The sequence below is a fragment of the Bacteroidales bacterium genome (assembly GCA_035353855.1).
GTDB lineage: Bacteria > Bacteroidota > Bacteroidia > Bacteroidales > CG2-30-32-10 > DAOQAK01.
The window spans coordinates 12365-29455 of the sequence record DAOQAK010000035.1; the positions used below are offsets into that span (position 1 = coordinate 12365).

Here is a 17091-nt window from a genome sequence, read left to right on the forward strand (position 1 = left end):
TTGTAATTATATTATAATCTATCAAATATTTTTACATTAAAGTTCTCTAATATCTTTTATATTCGTAGTATTTCAAAATAATATTAGTAACTGTTTAAAATTTATTCAATAATAATTTTATAGAAGCAATATAAATCATTGCTTGACTAGTTTCAAGTAAATACTCAAAATCTTTACTTAATCTTCTAAAGTTTTCAAACCAAGAAAAAGTTCTTTCAATCAACCATCTTTTAGGACTTACTTTATTGATAAATTGGCACTTTATTTTGGGAGAAATAAATAAAGATAAATCATGTTCTTGCTTAACTTTCTCAATAAGATTACCCCTATAGCCACAGTCTGCATACATACGTTTTATTCCAAAAGTATTTTCAAATAAATTTTTGATTGTCAACTGCGCACCTACACTATCATGAATATTTGCAGGATGCACAAGATTTGATATTATGTTACCTAAAGAATCAACAATAACATGGCGTTTTCTGCCATTGATCTTTTTATTGCCATCATATCCTCTTAATCCACCAATACGTGTTGTTTTGATGGATTGCGAATCAATAATAGCCATTGAACATTCTGCTGGCTTGTTTGACAATATTCTTATCTTCTCTACAAGCATATCGTTGATATATGTGAACATTTCTTCGTCTCGCCACTTTGAAAAATAGTAGTAAACCAACTGCCATTTAGGAAAATTTTTGGGTAAGTGACGCCATTGACAACCTGTAACAAGCAGGTAAAATATCGCATCGAATATAACTCGCAAATCATGTTTTCGCTTTCTTTTATTGCTATCTAAATATTTTTCTATAATTTTCCACTGTGCATCGCTTGAATCGGTAGGGTACATTTTTTTGAAGTTTTGGTCGACCTCAAATAAAATAGATTATCCTATCGGTTCTCGATGTACGTTATAATTTATCTTAACATAATTTTAAACAGTTTCTGAAATAATTTTTATTTACGATCAATAAATGTGATACTTTTGGATTCAACTGATTTAATAACTACTTTTTGAATTTGATTAACAAAAGAAAGGTTATTAAACTTTTTAGAATGTTCAATAATAAAATCTTTATTGAATTTTATTTTTTCAAATTTCATGACAGCATCAATAATATCATCAGGATCTTGTTTTTCAAAATACAAAGCTGTTGATTCATCTATATTAGCACCATTATATGCAATTTGTGTTTCCAAAACACCTCCCTTACCATAAGCAATTACAGGTCTTCCGGCAGCATTTGCCTCAAGTGGAGTTATGCCATAATCTTCCAGTTGAGGAAAAATCAATGCTTTACAATTTGTATAAAGTTTCTCTAATTCTTCGTCATTTACGCCATCTTTAAAGATTATATTGTTTTTTGCTATTGATTGTAAATATTGTTTTTGAGTACCCGAACCAACAATAATTAATTTATAATTTAATTGGTTAAATGCTTCAATAGCAATATCTACTTTTTTATATGGCTCCATTCGGGAAACAATCAAATAATAGTTTTCATCTTTTGCTTCACCAGTATATTTATTCTCTTTAATAGGGGGATTTATTAAAAAATCAGATTCTCTATTATATGATTTTTTAATAGCACTTATAGTAGATTTACTATTTGCTATAAAAATATCTACTCTTTGTGCTGATTTATAATCAATTTTTTTATAATACCAACGTAACAAATCAAAAATTATTTTTTTTAGTTTTCCTGCATTCTTATATTGAGTATATGAGTTTGGATACCATAATAAGCGAAATGGTTGATGACAATACGAAATCACAATAGTTTTTTTTCCATACTTTGCATATTTTGCACCAGTTGTAGTTGATTGCAAAACTACATCATATTTTTTTAAATCTATTGATTTTGCTGCCCATACACCAAAAGGGAAAAAAAGTTTTTTATACGAAAATTCATTCTTGGTTATTTTGTTATACCATGAAGTATGAATTTTATAATTCCTAAATTCAGGAAATGTAGCTTCTGGGTAATATACAGAAGAAAAAATATCAGCTTCAGGAAATGCCTGAATAAAATATAAAAATACTCTTTCTGCTCCTCCCCTGCATATTATTCCATCATGAATTAATGCTATTTTCATTACAAATTGTTTATTATATTTAATAGTTTTTTTGCTGATTTATCCCAATTAAACCTTTTTACATTTTCAGTTCCCAGTTTTATCAAATTTATTCTTTGATTTTCATTGGCAACTATATCTCTTATCGCATTTGAAATACTCTCTATATTATAAGGATCGAAATACATTGCTGCTGAATTACAAACTTCTCTTAAAACAGGAATATCTGACACTAATACAGGGCAAGAAAAACGCATTGCTTCCAAAGGAGGTATCCCGAACCCCTCATAAATAGATGGATAAATAAATGCTATTGCACCTTCATAATAAAATGCTAATTCATCATCTGATACATAACCTAAAAATTTAATGTTGTTTTCATTAACTAATTCATAATTTTTTTTAAAATTTGAATTCTGTGATCCTATAATAAGTAATTCTATTGAATCATCATTAATGTTATTAAATGCTTCTATTAATCTTTTTAAATTTTTCCTAGGGTCAATTGAAGAAACTGTAAGTAGATATCTTTTCTTGTTTTTTTTATTTTCTGTTATATTTAAATTTGAAGACACAGCATTAGGTACTACTATGATTTTATTTTTATTAATTCCATAATAGGATGATATTTCTCCTTTTGAAAATTCACTTACTGTTATAATAGCTTTTGATGAATTTAATAATCGTGGAATTAAAAATTTATAAAATATTCTAAATTTAAAAGAAAATGATTCCTTAAAACGGATAAATGCAATATCATGAACAGTGCTTATTTTGTTATTATAAATTATTGGCGCCGTATTACACAAGTTAATTAAAAGTGGGTTAGCTTTTTTTTTTAAAAAATTAGGTAATTCAAATTGTTCCCATATATGGCCTGAATATTTACCAAAACGAATGAGTTCTGCATTTTCTGGTAGTAATTGATATAAAGAATCTTTTTGGGGAGCTAAAAATATTAAATTTATATCTAAGTTAAGAATAGACTGAGAAATTTCATAAGCAAAGCGTTGTACCCCTGAAATTCTTTGTGTTAAAAAACGAGCATTAATATATACAGTTCTTTTCAAATTATTATTTTTTCAATTTGCCCGAATAAAGAAATGGCAATTTCCTTCGATTATTATTAATAAACGTTCCTAATGATGAATGTAATAATCTTTTTTTCAACAAACCATAATACATATAAAGCTTTCCAAATTCATTTCCATTGTATCCTTTAACTGACTTAAAAAACTCCTTATAGCTATTGATATAATTTATATCACTTTTCCCTTCTAGTCTAAATTTTGTTAACGTTTTAGGGATATATATAAAATTACAATGGTTAAATAATAATCGATGAATAAGTTCCGAATCCATTGCATATTTATATTCTAAAGAGTATACCCCAAACTTATTATATAACGATTTTGAAACGAAAGTAGCCGGATGAAATATTGACATATATTTCCAAATTTTAGAAATCTCAGGAATGAGGGAATATTCATTTTTATTATTAAAATAAGTGATATCTCCATAAAAAACAGCTTCACTAAATCCATTTTCTTGATATGCATTAACTACGCTTTCTATAGTTTCCGGATAGTATTTGTCATCACAATTTAATATTCCAATTATATCACCTTTTGCCTGCTTTATTCCTTTATTAAATGCATCACTTATTCCATTATCTTTTTCAGATTTCCATGCTGTAATTATGTCTAAATTTTTTTTTATAATATCAAGACTCGAATCAGTTGAACCACCATCTACAACAATGTATTCAATATTTTTATAGGTCTGCGATCTAACACTATCAACGCACTCCTGTATATGATCTTCGCCATTATATATAATTGTAATAATTGATACCAATATATTATTATGCATACTTAAACTTAATTCTTATGGTATTTGCTCCATATACTAATAATAACGAAGTTAAAATATAACCTCCATATGCTTCACCATTTAACATGATTAAAATAAATAACCACGAAGCAATGAAAGGCAATGAATCAAATGCTTTTTTAAACAAAAATATAAAGTATAATAAATAGAAAAAACCTAATTGATAAACTATTTCGGCAATCGTTGAAGTAACAAACAAACTATCATTAATTTTGCCTATACCAAAAACTATATTCTTTGATGCAATTTTAAATGCTTTATCTGTGCTTGACAATCTAGATTCCAACGACAAATTATTATCACTTTTTTTTGAAAGCTTTTCAATAGCCTGCTCTTTAATATATGAACTTATGGGTATACCGTATTTACTCTCTGCAAAATTAATAAGGCTAATAACTCCAACTAACGAAACTATTAACCACATAAATACTCTATTCCTAATATTATTATCATTAAAAAAAAATATTATTAAACATCCGAGCAATAATAATAAAAAACCTGATGTTGAAAAAGCTAAAAGAAATGATAATATATAGAATGGAAGTTTCTTATACTCCTTCATTTTAAAAATCAACCAATAAAAACTAAAGCCCAGATTAAAAGCCCATGCACCAGGTTCCCAGAAAATGCTTTGAACCCTAAAATCATTGATAAATCTGTCCGTATATATGAATATATTATAATAACCCTTCCGATCCAATTCGCCACCAAAACCGACAGCGTATCTCACAGGAAATCTTGTAATAATTGAATAATCAATCAGGGATATGGAACCAAACACTATAGCTACAATCGAAAGGATGAAAATAACTCTGGCATATTTATCTAAAATTGATATTAAGTTATCATTAGAGAAGAGAGAGAGAATTATATAGGTAAGCGTAAGATTAAGAACATTTAAATAATTTATATTATTCTGAAAGTTTATAATAGAGCTTAAAATTGGAAAACCTGCTAAAAAAAGAACAAATATATTTGGAATTTGTATTTTAAATGAACTATTCCATAAAAGTAAAAAAAGATAAATGAATAAGCAAATAAACATTATACCCCATACAAAATATTTATTTTCAAAAATAGCCCATGAGCCATTAGCATATACAAATATTACAGCAAGGATATATTCAAATATTTTCAAGAAACGTAAAGGAATCATTGAACTTTCTTTAAAAATTTGGCAGGAGCTCCACCCCAGATTTCATTAGCAGGAATATTCTTATTAACAACACTCCCTGCTCCAATTATAGAATTTTCGCCAATGGTCACTCCTTTCAAAATAATGCAATGTCCGCCGATCCATGCTCCAGATTTTATTACTACCGGAAAAGACTTAATATTGTTATCAGGAATATTGTTTACATAAGGATTCATTCTTTGGATTGGATCGATGGAATGAAAATCCGTATCATATATTTTACAACTTCCGCCCACCAGAACATTATTTTCAATTGTTATGGAATTATAACAAAGAATTGTTGAATTTGAAATTCCCACATTATCTCCAAGCGACAAATTGGAATTTTTATTAACCAAAATAGAGGTGCGAGTGTCGCCACCAATTATATTATAATTTTTTCCACTGCTAATCGTGACATTTTTTCCAATTAATATTTTTCCACGATTCCTTATATAAATGCTACCATATATTGTAGGGAAATTAGCCATCTTTATTCTGGCAATTTTCAAAATAATAAAATTGTAGGTAATCGTTATGAATTTAAAAAAAATAAAAAATTTAATAAAATTTTTAATTTTTATTTTCATGATATTTATTTTAAATTTCTCTTATCTTTTTGAACTTATTTTATTATAACTAATATATTTATTCATTAACTTTCCATTTTATTCGAAATCCTCAATTGCAATCAACAAGTTGATGGTTTTTCGTTGATATTTACTTAGGCTATTATTTAAGGAAGCACTAACCTATCACTGAAAGCAAAAGACTGTTAGGAATCATTTCGTTTATTAAGTATCAATGTCATACCTGGTTTAAAATCAGGTGGACAAATTGAAAACATAAAGTTAATTATACCCATATGTTTTGCTTTATTAATAATATCTGATTGATGATTTGTATATTTATAATCGAAATAGTTACAAAAAGAAAAACCTTCAATTTCAAATCCGCTTTCTATCGCATAATTTATTAGCTCCCTTTTTGTGTATTCCCTATAATGACCTGGATCACTATTGTTTTCTCTAATTAGCATATATGGATTTATACCCCAAAGAAGTTTAAGTCTTTTATGAATGGCTGCTGCATTTGGAGTTTGGATGATGAGTTTTCCGTTTTTATTTAACAAGGAATAAAGAAATTTAAGCACCAAACATGGAGAAGTATATAAATGCTCTAATACTTCGGCAAATACTATTATATCATACAACCCAATATCTTTTCGCCAAAGTTCTCTATTTTGAGCTTCATTAAGATCAAACTGAATCGTTTTTCCAAATGACCGGTTAGAATCTTTGTTAAAACCAAGTTCATCCACTTGACAATTAATCAACTCAGACAACATTTCTGAAAATTTGGAATTTCCGATATCAAGTATTTTTGCTTTATCAAAATTATAATCATGGATTAATTTGTGCAGAACTTTGTATCGAGGTGCATGGTAATGCATATAACCTGTCATGTCATTAAGGTTAATATAATCCATTAAAGTATCTTTGCGCATTGATAATTGTTTTAAAAAAATTAAATTTAAATGATGTTGTCTACTTTTTCGAAAATTAACGACTATTTATCTTTAATAATGATTTATGGAGGATAATATAATTTTCCCAACTTTAAAAAAGGTTTCATATATTTATTTTTTTAAATTCCTTAAGCGATTATCTTATAGAAAATGTCATGCATATATTTAAAATACTATAAATAAAAATCATTTATTACTTTACAAATTCTCTTCACGTTTATATTATCTAATTCATAAAATAAAGGTAATCTCACCAGACAATCAGTATACATATCGGTGAAATTCAAGTTGCGACCATCATGTTTGTCCTTATAATAGGGAGATTTATGGAGGGATAAATAATGAAATACCGCATTAATATTTTCTTCTTTTAGTTTATGTATCAAACCAGTTCTCTCCTCAATATTTCTGCATACCAAATAAAACATATGTGCATTATTTGTAGCAAAATCAGGTATAAAAGGAAGCTTAATAAAACCTTTATTTGCTAATGGAATTAAATTTTGATAATAAGTATCCCATATTTTTTTTCTTTTATTTTGAATATCTATAATATTCTCCAGTTGAGCATATAAAAATGCAGCAATAATATCAGAAGGCAAAAAAGAAGAACCAATATCGACCCAACCATATTTATCTACTTCACCGCGGAAAAACGCAGAACGGTTGGTGCCTTTCTCACGAATAATTTCAGCTCTTTTTATAAATCGTTCATCATTGATAGCAATCATTCCCCCTTCACCAGATATTACATTTTTAGTTTCATGAAAAGAAAAAGCAGCCAAATGACCTATTGAACCTAACGCTCTTCCATTATAAAATGAATCAATTGCCTGTGCAGCATCTTCAATAACTATTAAATTATATTTATTTGCAATAGCCATTATAGTATCCATATTGCAAGCGATTCCTGCATAATGAACTACTACAATAGCTTTAGTATTTTTAGTAATTAATTGTTCTATTTGGGTTTCATCAATATTCGGGTTTTCTTTTCGGCTATCAGCAAATACAATCTTAGCTCCTCTTAATACAAAAGCATTTGCTGTAGAAACAAAAGTGTAAGATGGAATTATAACTTCATCACCGGGTTGAATATTGGAAAGAATAGCACACATTTCAAGAGCATCGGTGCATGAAGTAGTAAGCAATACTTTTTTAAATTTATACTTTTCTTCAAAAAACAGATTGCATTTTTTAGTATAAATCCCATCACCTGAGATTTTACCCGAGAGAACCGATTTTTTAATATATTCTGTTTCTTTACCTGTTAAATAGGGTTTATTGAAAGGAATCATTTTTTAAATTTTATTGCAAACTAAATCTAACCTATAGGTATTTTATTGCTACTCCATTAAAGTATAAAATATTCTTTCTGAATATTTTATTCCTATGAAATAAGAAATTCAAACTTTGAAGAAATTGTTCCTAGTTTAAAGGGGAGCCCATGTCCTGGATAAACTAATAAATCTCCTGAGAACATCGTGAAGATTTTCTTAATACTTTCTTTTAGCAAAACAGCATTACTATCGGGAAATTTATTGAATGGGCTATATTCTATCAAAATGGTATCGCCAGAAAATAAAAAATATTCGGTATATATGCAGATACTACATGGAGAATGCCCTGGTGTTCTTATGATATGAAGAATATCTCCTTTCCAGTTTAACTGATGTTCATCATTATCAATAATCACCGACGGTGGAGAAATAACTATATTTTTATTCTCAAAGTAAGTGGAATAATTTTTTTTGGGATTCTGAAAAGACAGTGCACATTCCTTATTTGCAATCACATCTGTTTTATAGTGCCTGCGTAATTCGTCGACACCTTCAATGTGATCAAAATGACCATGGGTGGGAATGATATAATCAACCTGTAGTAATTTTTTTTTTAAATAAGCCAGAATATTTGTTATGCTTGAAAGAGTGGGATCAATTATTACAGCCCGACCCGAATCTTTTTTTACAAGGATATATGTATTTGAATTATATTCGGGTGAAAAAAAAGTTAAAACCTCAATCATTGATAAATTTTTCTAAGTACAACAAATGCCTGTGAAACTTTATAGCCAAATTCCTTTACTTCTAGATTAAGGACACCGTAGTTGCTTCCAGATATATGCGTTGTTATTTTCCGAACACCTTTTTCGAATAATTTGTTCAGCTCGAGATAGCCGCTGATAGCGGGAAGAGGCGATCTTTTATATTTTTCTGCAATTCCTCCAAGGTACATCAGGGCTTCATTCTCCGAAATTATTTTATGGGTTTTAAATCCCAGTATCTCTTTTGTTTGGGTATTAATTAGCTTGTAAAGGTATTCATTATCAAGTTTAAATGATTGCTTGACCAATGACTTGTACCGGTCGCCCGAAAAATTCTGGGGAACAAGCGGATCTACAGAAAACCTGTCATGCCTGAATGTGCTGCCAGCTATATCGAGAACGGCATTGAGCTCTGCTTCGGTGCTGACCAATTTCATATCATAAGGAAAGAAAGCAAAGGGGCTGAAAGAATCCTTCAGCTTCAATGTTTCGCGGATCTGTGTTTCGATAAACCGGAATCCGTATCTCTCCAGGCAATGGATATCGCTAATATTTTCAATAGGCAGTTTTGCGGCAACATAAAAGGGTTCGTATTTCTTTACATATTCCTTTTCAAACTCCTCAAAATTCTCATTACAGTTGAAGTCTCGGATATCAAGAAAATTTTTTCCATAGACTGTTGAATCCGTATAATTCCTTATTGCTTCCATAGTATTTTTTTATAATGCCACCATATCTTTTACTTCAAATGTTTTATCCTGATCAAAAACGGATTTCGGGTCGATGAAATAATTCGGATCTTTTTCGATGAGCTTTTTGTAAAGTTCAAATGCAGGGGGTTCTTCAACGCTGGAAATAAAACTGTTTCCGCAGAGCGCTCTTTTTGCCATTTTATTTTCCAGCAGCATATCCTCATACACATAACTTCCCTTGCCCGGAAGTATATTGCGGAACCTTACGAACAACTTAAATGTATCGGTATAGGTTTTATCATCGATGGTGATCTTTCCTGTAAAATCCATGTCGTAACGATAATCCACATTGAGGAATTTTTCGATAAAATGCATATAGGTAAAACAATCTCCCAGCCTCACCCCAAGGAAAAGAAAACGCACGTCTTTTCTGAAATGCAATTTGGAGAACGTGGAATTCTCTCCAATGGACTCATGGCCTATACCAGTGGCAATATCTTTATCTTCGCCTACCATGGCTACCGACATCAACGGATCAACAGATCGCACGGCCTCAGGCTGTTTACGGATGAATTCATTCAGGGAACCCATTTTTGATTTGGATTTTCTAAGGTCGAAATCCATGCCATTGCAGAAACTGAAAGTAAAGGTAGGAACGCAGATGGTCGGAACTTTTAATTCTTGTATGGTCTGGTAAAGAATCTGCAGGATATCATTTTTATGCAGAGCAGGATTCGGTATCCCGAAGGAAAGTCCTGTATGGATATATAATATCTTGCATCGATGAGCATCGCATTGTTCGAGGGCTTTCAGGATATCATGATTGGAGACCCATTCATTCTTTATGGTCTGAAAAAGTTTTATTTCTTCCATGATGAAGACAAATTAGTTTTTCTATTTTATTTCTGCGACATGTTGGCTGTCCTGCCGCCGTCGATGATAATCTGCTGGCCTGTGATCCAGCGTGATTTTTCGGAAAGAAGGAACTCGACCAGGTTGGCAATATCCGATGTCTCGCCTAACCCTAAAGGATAATCTTGTTTGATTTTCTCTACAATATCAGGATCGGTCAGCGCATATTCAGCCATCGGGGTTCTGACACCTCCCGGCAAAATACTGTTCACCCTTACTGCAGGTGCCAATTCTACAGCAAGAGATTTCATTAAACCGTCAAGTGCTGCTTTGGTGGAGGAATACAGGTTATGCCCTCTTGCCCCGAATTTTCCCAAAATCGCAGAAATAAAAATGATGTTTTTCAGGCTGTTCTGGTTGATATTTTTCTTAAGCAGCGATGAAATAATCTCGGCTGCAGAGAAAAAGTTCACATTGAATATCTGCATCGCATTCTGGTAATCGGCGTCTTTCATGCGCATCACTTTCATGATCCCGGCCGAATGAACAAATGCTTCCACATGGGAATAGGAATCCTTCAGTATCTTCTCGATCGAAACCCTTATCTCTGCAACATTGGAAAGATCGAATTCCCAAAGCAGGTGTGCCGCATTACCCGAGCACAGCTCAAGTGTTGAATTCAGTCCGTCGCGATTCTTGTCGCACAAGAGCAAGCGATGATCCCGGGAAAGATGAACAGCAATTTTTTGCCCGATCCCGGATGCAGCGCCTGTAATCAGAATAAAATCCCGTGACATTATCTTTTTATTTTTTCATTTATCAGGTTAATCAGATCGCCAACAGTAGAAACAGATACCAGTTGCTCCGCAGATATATTTACATTAAAATCTGCATCAATTGTGGCAATGATTGATAACGAGGTAAGAGAATCCCATTCATCAAAATCGGTAAGCACATTATTCATTTCTACTTTCTCAACTTCCAGTATATCTGCAAGTTTTTTCAAAAATTCTTCCATATTCAATTAAGTTAAATTAGTAATCTATCATTTCACAAAAATCAAGAGGACCAAGATCGGTGAGCAATGAACTCCATGTAAGACCAACACCGAAACCAGCAAGGCAGGTTTTATATTTTTTCGTAAGCAGTCTTTCACCTAAATTGAAAGTGATTGCAGTAGGCACAGTTACTCCGCTGGCATTTCCAAAGTTTTCAACAATGTTATTGGGCATCTTTTCATAGGGAACACCCATTTTATCGGCAAGTTTTTGCAGCATGAATTTGTTGGGCTGATGAAACATAAAATAGTCTACATTTTCTTTCGGGCAGCCAGAGTATTCAAGTAGGTCGTTTATCATTGGAGGAACAGCTGTTTGAACAAAATTAAAAACATCATCGCCTTTCATAACTAAATTATCTTTAGACCTGAAATTCCCGTTTTTATCTTCTTCCATTAAAGCAGTTTCAGGAGTTGATGGCATTCTAAAGCCGCCAGCAGGAATCATAAGTACATCAGCATTTGTGCCATCCATTTTTATGTTTCCAAAAATTGTATTTTCATCTGTTGTTTTAGAAACAACTGTAATTGAAGCAGCATCTCCGGTAAGAGGATTGCTATTTCTGTCGCGTTTAGAAACTTTTCTACTTAGAATATCCGCATTAATCAATATTACTTTTTTTATAGCATCCTGCTCAAGCAATAAAAATGCCTGAATTAGCCCAATCTCGTATGCAGCACAGCCCTGATTAATGTCCATACATATCATGTCGTGCTTAAGGTTCAGCCGCCCCTGAATGACATTGCTGGTAGGCGGCATGATATAATCGGATGACTGAGTAACCAGGATAAGTGCATCGATCTCTTCCTTTTTTAACAACCCTTTTTCAAGCAGGTACTCCATACCAAATACAGCAAAATCGGAAACACATACATCATCATTTGCTATTCTGTGTTTATTATATCCCATTGCCAATTTTAATTTCATACATTTAGCCTCAGAGAAATTATAATTTCCCATCTCATCTTCAAATTTAACTTCATTGGCTGGAAGTATAGTGAGTATACCTTCTATTTTTTTATTCCTGAATTTAAGATTCATTGCTTACTCCGTTTTTTTTCAATAATGATATAATCGCAGCAATACTTGAAAAATTTTTAGGTATAATATCCATACCATCAATGGAAATACCATAATGCTTATCGAGCGAGGTTACAAGGTTTACAATATCAAATGAGTCTAACATACCTTGTTCAATAAAATCTGAATTTTCCATAAAATCAAATTCAGGTCGTAATTCCTTTAATATTTCAATAATTTTATTCTTCATGTTGTTTTGTTTTAATAAAAGTATAATCTTTTAATCCATCGAATCTCGCACCTAGTAAATGGTGAATTTTTTTCACTTCTGTGTTTTCTGAATTCACCCAAAAATACGCATAATTTATTCCTCGCAAAATCATAATATTGAAAATATCCAATAAAAGTAACAAGCCTTCACCTGATTTATCCAACCAAGCATTAAGATAACACTTTTTATCCTTTATTGTAAAAATCAGAAATCCTTTTTGCACACTATTATTCTGGCTAATTACAATTTGTTGATTATCGATCATTTTTTTTATATCTCCAATTGTAGGCAAATGATCAACAATTTTATTAAAAGTAGAATATAATGAATTATATATATCATTTAAATGAGAACGTTCAGCAAATTGGGTACTACGACTTGTCCTTTTTTTAACATCTTTATAATACATTCTTTCGTAAATACCTATACAGGTATATCCACTTTCATCAAGTATTTTATTCCAGTTATCAATTGAACTCTTTGATGGAATATTTATAGCATGTTCAAAACGTAATTTCTTTAAAACCCGGACTGTTTCCTGATGGTCGGACGAGGTAATATAGCAACGATAAAAATCATTGTCTGGTTTCCGTATTAAAATAGTATTATCACCGCAATAAGCCTCTATCTCAGAATTCTCCGAATAATCATAAAAATTATTATAAATAATCTTTCGCTTTCTATAATCATTCAAAATAGTCCTGAAGTCGCTAATATTATATATTTTAAATTGTACTACACCTTCCATTTTCAGATCGTTCCGTTATCTACATGAATATTTTGGCCTGTAATTGAACTTGCTTTTTCAGATAACATGAATGAAACAGTTTGAGCAACCGAATCAATGTTTGTGGGAATTTTTAACGATGTCCTGTTGTATATCTTTTCTTTTTGTTCGGTAGTAAGTGTCGCACTCATTGCAGTTTCCATAAAACCAGGAACCACCACATTGGACCTGATCCCTTTTGATCCCCATTCTCTTGCCGTATTCTTCGAGAATGCCTCTAGTGCGCCTTTACTGGAAGCATACATGGCAAGTCCTTTGTAACCGGTATGCACGCTGACCGATGAGATATGCACGATACTTCCCCTGGTCTTATTGAATATCATATTGCGTATGGCATATTTGGTAAGCATCATTGGGGCATATACATTCACCCTGAACATCATTTCCAATTGATACAAGTCTAGGTTGGTGATGATATCATCATAGGCTGTTGCTGCGTTGTTCACAAACCCATGAACTACGATGGTATTAGGGATGAATTCCTTGAATATAACCTTGTGAATATTTGCTGTATCAGATAGATCATAACTTTTAAAAAAGAGCTTGCCATGATATTTTTTCTCAAGCGTTTTTAATTCGGAAGAAAAACTCCTGCTGATGGCATATACCTTATTACCCTGCTCAAGCAAAGACCTGCAGATAGCAATGCCCACTCCTCTTGATGCGCCTGTGACGAGTACATTCATGATCGCTTTATTTTTCCGGTTCTTGTTAAACTGATGTTTTCAACAAAAGTGATTTTTCTCGGTACTTTATAGTCTTGTAATTTTTCTGATAGATATTTTCTAATTTCTATTTCGGAAATATTTATGCCGCTGTACAGTTGAACATCTGCACACAAGATATTTCCCAGTACAGAGTTCGGCTTGCTGTATACGATCGCATGCTTTATGCCAGGTTTCCCGGATAATGCTTCCTCCACTTCTGCAGGATTAACTTTAAAACCTCCAATATTGATCAGTTCATTCTTTCTGCCGTGAAACCTAAAGGTCCCTGTCGTCTCATCGACCCATTCCACCAAATCGCTGGTGTGATAATATTCGTGGTCCAGATTTATCTCTGCCGAATTTCCCAGCAAGGACTGATGTATCCATAATTCATTATTTGCAACAATGATCTTTTCTTTCAAATGCTCAGGAATTTGGAAATATTCTCCTTTGGACACCAATAAAGACCCCCCTTCTGTTGAAGCATAGATGTTATTGATCTTGGCATTCGGAAAGATCCCAAGCATATTTTCATGTAATTTTTTATCCGACTTCTCGCCTCCAAAGGTCAAGCGGATTACAGACGGATAAGACCTTTCAAAAGGGAGCAACAGCCTGTAAAATGTAGGAGTTGCCGAAATATGTGTTATCTGGTATTTTGAAATGGCATTGTAAATACCCGTTCTTTCTTTCTTGAACAGGTTGATCAGGGGGTGTTTATTCATAAATGCCTGAAAAAAAACCTGCAGCCCGGCCATGTGGGTAGGATTATGTGCAAAACCCCAGACTGTATTGGTGAAATTTTGTTTCTTCTGAACAGCCCTGGCCAGCGATGATACAGAATGCAGTATCTGTTTTGGCTGACCGGTGGTTCCTGAAGTAAAAATAATGATCTCAGATGCCGAATTCTGAATTTTGTCAATTACAGCATTAAAATCTTTGAAATCATTCTGTAACAATGTTTCACTGACATTTATTCCATCGATGTTTAATTTACCGATCTCATCCTTGCTTAGGTCTGAGTCAAGCAGAACCAATTGCTTTCCGGCAACAAGTCCTACAAGAAAATTGAGGAAAAAATCGTACAATCCTCCAGATTTAAAGACCCTACAATAGCCTTTCGATTCATTTATATCACGAATAAGCTCTTCATAGCTCTTCTCCTTTTCTATGTCGGACAAGAACAACGTCATTATTTTTTTAGTTTTAATAATATCTCGCCAACGGTAGAGACCAGACCGTCTTCGAAAATATCTACATCAAAAACATCTTCAATGCGTACGGTCAATTCGGCCAGATCAAATGAGGTAAATCCAAAATCATCACGGAGTTTATCTGCAGGTGTCAACTCATTCAGCTTATCCATGCCTTTTCCTTCTCTGATATAATTTATGATCTCTAAGATTTTCGACTCCATAGGTTTTTATTTTTGTCAACAGATCTCGCTGCTTAATTTCAGCCTGTCGATTTTTCCATTTGTATTTCTTGGCAATTTTTCCATCTTATGATATGCGGTTGGTACCATATATTTTGGAAACATCTGAGCAATAGCGCGCTTCATTTCGGCAATAGATTTTTCTTGGGTTGATTCATAAATAAGCGTGATTTCTTTTTTTGTTGTGTTATATACTACGCATCCGTTATCTACCAGTTTCAAGGTATTAATGATAACATGTTCGATCTCGCCCAGCTCGATGCGGTAACCAAGATGCTTGATCAGGCTGTCTTTTCTGCCTTTGAAGATGAGTTCGCTCCGTTCGTTCATGAAGACAATATCACCAGTACGGTAAATGATCTCAGGATAGGAAGTATTCAGTGGATTCTGTACAAAAGCAGCCTCTGTTTTTTCACGGTTATTATAATAACCCATGGCCAATGACGTTCCGCGCACACACAATTCGCCTTCTTCGTTGATCCCGGCGGGCTGGTCATTTTCTTTCAGCACCAGGATGTCAGTATTGCGACAGGGAAAGCCTATCGGAATGGGTTCTTCGTCCTTCAGGTCTCTTTCAACAATATAATACGTGCAATCAAGGGTGATCTCAATGGGACCATATAGATTCACAAATTTAGTTCCTTGTAAATTCTTCTTCCAGTAATTAAATTGCTTGGTGGGAAAAACCTCTCCTGCAAACCAAACGGTCTTCAGTTTGGGCAGTGCGATCTTGCTCAGCAGGTCCATATTGGCAATGTTCACCATAATGGTAGGCACCCAGAAAATAAAACTTACTTCATTTTTCTGCATGATATCTAGAATCGTGGCAGGAAATGCGCTGTTTTGCTCCGGGATAAGAACAAGAGTGCTTCCTTTTGCCATCAGCATGCACAATTCAAAACTGTAAATATCGAATATCGAAGGCGACAGGGATCCAACAATCTCATGGTCGGTGATGCCCAGGGTTTCAACAGCCCATTCCGTGAAATCAAAGAAGCTCCTGTGATTAAGCACAACTCCTTTGGGAGTACCTGTAGAACCCGAAGTATTGATTATGCATAATGGATCTGTATCTATGATCCGTTTTACATTTGATCGCAGTTTTTCTTCATTGAAATTAATATCAACATTGATCAGGTCCATATTGATTACCGGTACATGGCTACCCAATGCTTCAAGAGCCGACGAATACGCCGAGCTGGTAATAATGAACTGAGGCCTGACCTGTTCGATAATATTTTTCAACCGAGCCTGCGGATACTTTACATCCAGATTCATGTAACAATTTCCGCTATAAATGATCGCAATATCAGCAACAACGCTTTCAATGCTTTTGGGCAAGAAAACCGCAATAGGTTTGTTGATACAGTTATTTAATCGAATAATTTCATAAGCAATTATTTTTGCTTTAGCATTAAGTTCTGAAAAAGAAACATTTCGATCGCCGTCAATCACTGCTATCTTATTATTAGCAACATTAACTGTGTCTATAAAATATTCAATGATGTTAATCTTCATACTGGAAAAGATAGATTCAATTACTATTTTTTTTTA

At 32.7% G+C, this 17091-nt stretch carries 20 protein-coding genes; all 20 read right to left on the reverse strand.

From position 1 onward, the window contains the following. Window positions 1–94: 94 nt before the first annotated feature. Window positions 95–850: an IS5 family transposase gene (locus PKK00_09905; GenBank protein HNW98708.1), complete on the reverse strand. Its 756-nt coding sequence runs from the start codon at window positions 848–850 to the stop codon at window positions 95–97. A 107-nt stretch (window positions 851–957) separates the two neighbouring features. After that, window positions 958–2097, reverse strand: a complete 1140-nt coding sequence (locus PKK00_09910) for a glycosyltransferase (protein HNW98709.1) — start codon at window positions 2095–2097, stop codon at window positions 958–960. Continuing rightward, a complete protein-coding gene (locus tag PKK00_09915) occupies window positions 2097–3146 on the reverse strand; it encodes a glycosyltransferase family 1 protein (GenBank protein HNW98710.1) in 1050 nt (349 codons plus the stop codon). The genes PKK00_09910 and PKK00_09915 overlap by 1 nt, the downstream gene beginning before the upstream one ends. Before the next feature lie 4 nt (window positions 3147–3150). Next, window positions 3151–3948, reverse strand: a complete 798-nt coding sequence (locus tag PKK00_09920) for a glycosyltransferase family 2 protein (GenBank protein HNW98711.1) — start codon at window positions 3946–3948, stop codon at window positions 3151–3153. After that, the gene (locus PKK00_09925) at window positions 3941–5107 is read right to left on the reverse strand and encodes an O-antigen ligase family protein (protein HNW98712.1); all 1167 of its coding nucleotides are present in this window, start codon (window positions 5105–5107) and stop codon (window positions 3941–3943) included. The genes PKK00_09920 and PKK00_09925 overlap by 8 nt, the downstream gene beginning before the upstream one ends. A gap of 14 nt (window positions 5108–5121) precedes the next feature. Then, a complete protein-coding gene (locus PKK00_09930; protein HNW98713.1) occupies window positions 5122–5655 on the reverse strand; it encodes an acyltransferase in 534 nt (177 codons plus the stop codon). Window positions 5656–5918: 263 nt separating this feature from the next. Next, window positions 5919–6650 (reverse strand): class I SAM-dependent methyltransferase, encoded by a 732-nt coding sequence (locus PKK00_09935; protein ID HNW98714.1) that lies wholly within the window; start codon window positions 6648–6650, stop codon window positions 5919–5921. A gap of 194 nt (window positions 6651–6844) precedes the next feature. Next, complete coding sequence (gene rffA, locus PKK00_09940) at window positions 6845–7969, reverse strand: dTDP-4-amino-4,6-dideoxygalactose transaminase (GenBank protein ID HNW98715.1); 1125 nt, start codon at window positions 7967–7969, stop codon at window positions 6845–6847. A gap of 92 nt (window positions 7970–8061) precedes the next feature. Continuing rightward, complete coding sequence (locus tag PKK00_09945; GenBank protein ID HNW98716.1) at window positions 8062–8697, reverse strand: MBL fold metallo-hydrolase; 636 nt, start codon at window positions 8695–8697, stop codon at window positions 8062–8064. Further along, window positions 8694–9425 (reverse strand): hypothetical protein, encoded by a 732-nt coding sequence (locus tag PKK00_09950; protein HNW98717.1) that lies wholly within the window; start codon window positions 9423–9425, stop codon window positions 8694–8696. The genes PKK00_09945 and PKK00_09950 overlap by 4 nt, the downstream gene beginning before the upstream one ends. A gap of 9 nt (window positions 9426–9434) precedes the next feature. Continuing rightward, window positions 9435–10280: an AAC(3) family N-acetyltransferase gene (locus tag PKK00_09955; protein HNW98718.1), complete on the reverse strand. Its 846-nt coding sequence runs from the start codon at window positions 10278–10280 to the stop codon at window positions 9435–9437. Window positions 10281–10306: 26 nt separating this feature from the next. Further along, window positions 10307–11056, reverse strand: coding sequence for an SDR family oxidoreductase (locus tag PKK00_09960; protein ID HNW98719.1), 750 nt, complete (start codon window positions 11054–11056; stop codon window positions 10307–10309). Next, complete coding sequence (locus PKK00_09965) at window positions 11056–11277, reverse strand: acyl carrier protein (GenBank protein ID HNW98720.1); 222 nt, start codon at window positions 11275–11277, stop codon at window positions 11056–11058. Before PKK00_09965 ends, PKK00_09960 begins: the two co-directional genes overlap by 1 nt. Before the next feature lie 16 nt (window positions 11278–11293). Next, window positions 11294–12358, reverse strand: coding sequence for a ketoacyl-ACP synthase III (locus tag PKK00_09970; GenBank protein HNW98721.1), 1065 nt, complete (start codon window positions 12356–12358; stop codon window positions 11294–11296). After that, a complete protein-coding gene (locus PKK00_09975) occupies window positions 12348–12587 on the reverse strand; it encodes an acyl carrier protein (protein ID HNW98722.1) in 240 nt (79 codons plus the stop codon). Before PKK00_09975 ends, PKK00_09970 begins: the two co-directional genes overlap by 11 nt. Then, window positions 12577–13356 carry a hypothetical protein gene (locus PKK00_09980; GenBank protein ID HNW98723.1) on the reverse strand — a complete coding sequence of 260 codons (780 nt, stop codon included), beginning with the start codon at window positions 13354–13356 and terminating at the stop codon, window positions 12577–12579. Before PKK00_09980 ends, PKK00_09975 begins: the two co-directional genes overlap by 11 nt. Before the next feature lie 2 nt (window positions 13357–13358). Then, a complete protein-coding gene (locus PKK00_09985; protein HNW98724.1) occupies window positions 13359–14081 on the reverse strand; it encodes an SDR family oxidoreductase in 723 nt (240 codons plus the stop codon). Next, a complete protein-coding gene (locus tag PKK00_09990) occupies window positions 14078–15295 on the reverse strand; it encodes a fatty acid--CoA ligase family protein (protein ID HNW98725.1) in 1218 nt (405 codons plus the stop codon). Before PKK00_09990 ends, PKK00_09985 begins: the two co-directional genes overlap by 4 nt. Next, on the reverse strand, window positions 15295–15519 hold the full coding sequence (locus tag PKK00_09995) for a phosphopantetheine-binding protein (GenBank protein ID HNW98726.1): 225 nt from the start codon (window positions 15517–15519) through the stop codon (window positions 15295–15297). The genes PKK00_09990 and PKK00_09995 overlap by 1 nt, the downstream gene beginning before the upstream one ends. 15 nt (window positions 15520–15534) lie before the next feature. After that, entirely contained in the window at window positions 15535–17055 is a 1521-nt protein-coding gene (locus tag PKK00_10000) for an amino acid adenylation domain-containing protein (GenBank protein ID HNW98727.1), read from the reverse strand. Window positions 17056–17091: the final 36 nt, after the last annotated feature.

Bases quoted from the DNA above. Each gene is read 5' to 3' on its own strand.
- PKK00_09905 (HNW98708.1), bottom strand. From the start codon at position 850: ATGTACCCTACCGATTCAAGCGATGCACAGTGGAAAATTATAGAAAAA.
- PKK00_09910 (HNW98709.1), bottom strand. From the start codon at position 2,097: ATGAAAATAGCATTAATTCATGATGGAATAATATGCAGGGGAGGAGCA.
- PKK00_09920 (HNW98711.1), bottom strand. From the start codon at position 3,948: ATGCATAATAATATATTGGTATCAATTATTACAATTATATATAATGGC.
- PKK00_09935 (HNW98714.1), bottom strand. From the start codon at position 6,650: ATGCGCAAAGATACTTTAATGGATTATATTAACCTTAATGACATGACA.
- rffA (HNW98715.1), bottom strand. From the start codon at position 7,969: ATGATTCCTTTCAATAAACCCTATTTAACAGGTAAAGAAACAGAATAT.
- PKK00_09945 (HNW98716.1), bottom strand. From the start codon at position 8,697: ATGATTGAGGTTTTAACTTTTTTTTCACCCGAATATAATTCAAATACA.
- PKK00_09950 (HNW98717.1), bottom strand. From the start codon at position 9,425: ATGGAAGCAATAAGGAATTATACGGATTCAACAGTCTATGGAAAAAAT.
- PKK00_09955 (HNW98718.1), bottom strand. From the start codon at position 10,280: ATGGAAGAAATAAAACTTTTTCAGACCATAAAGAATGAATGGGTCTCC.
- PKK00_09960 (HNW98719.1), bottom strand. From the start codon at position 11,056: ATGTCACGGGATTTTATTCTGATTACAGGCGCTGCATCCGGGATCGGG.
- PKK00_09965 (HNW98720.1), bottom strand. From the start codon at position 11,277: ATGGAAGAATTTTTGAAAAAACTTGCAGATATACTGGAAGTTGAGAAA.
- PKK00_09970 (HNW98721.1), bottom strand. From the start codon at position 12,358: ATGAATCTTAAATTCAGGAATAAAAAAATAGAAGGTATACTCACTATA.
- PKK00_09975 (HNW98722.1), bottom strand. From the start codon at position 12,587: ATGAAGAATAAAATTATTGAAATATTAAAGGAATTACGACCTGAATTT.
- PKK00_09980 (HNW98723.1), bottom strand. From the start codon at position 13,356: ATGGAAGGTGTAGTACAATTTAAAATATATAATATTAGCGACTTCAGG.
- PKK00_09985 (HNW98724.1), bottom strand. From the start codon at position 14,081: ATGAATGTACTCGTCACAGGCGCATCAAGAGGAGTGGGCATTGCTATC.
- PKK00_09990 (HNW98725.1), bottom strand. From the start codon at position 15,295: ATGACGTTGTTCTTGTCCGACATAGAAAAGGAGAAGAGCTATGAAGAG.
- PKK00_09995 (HNW98726.1), bottom strand. From the start codon at position 15,519: ATGGAGTCGAAAATCTTAGAGATCATAAATTATATCAGAGAAGGAAAA.
- PKK00_10000 (HNW98727.1), bottom strand. From the start codon at position 17,055: ATGAAGATTAACATCATTGAATATTTTATAGACACAGTTAATGTTGCT.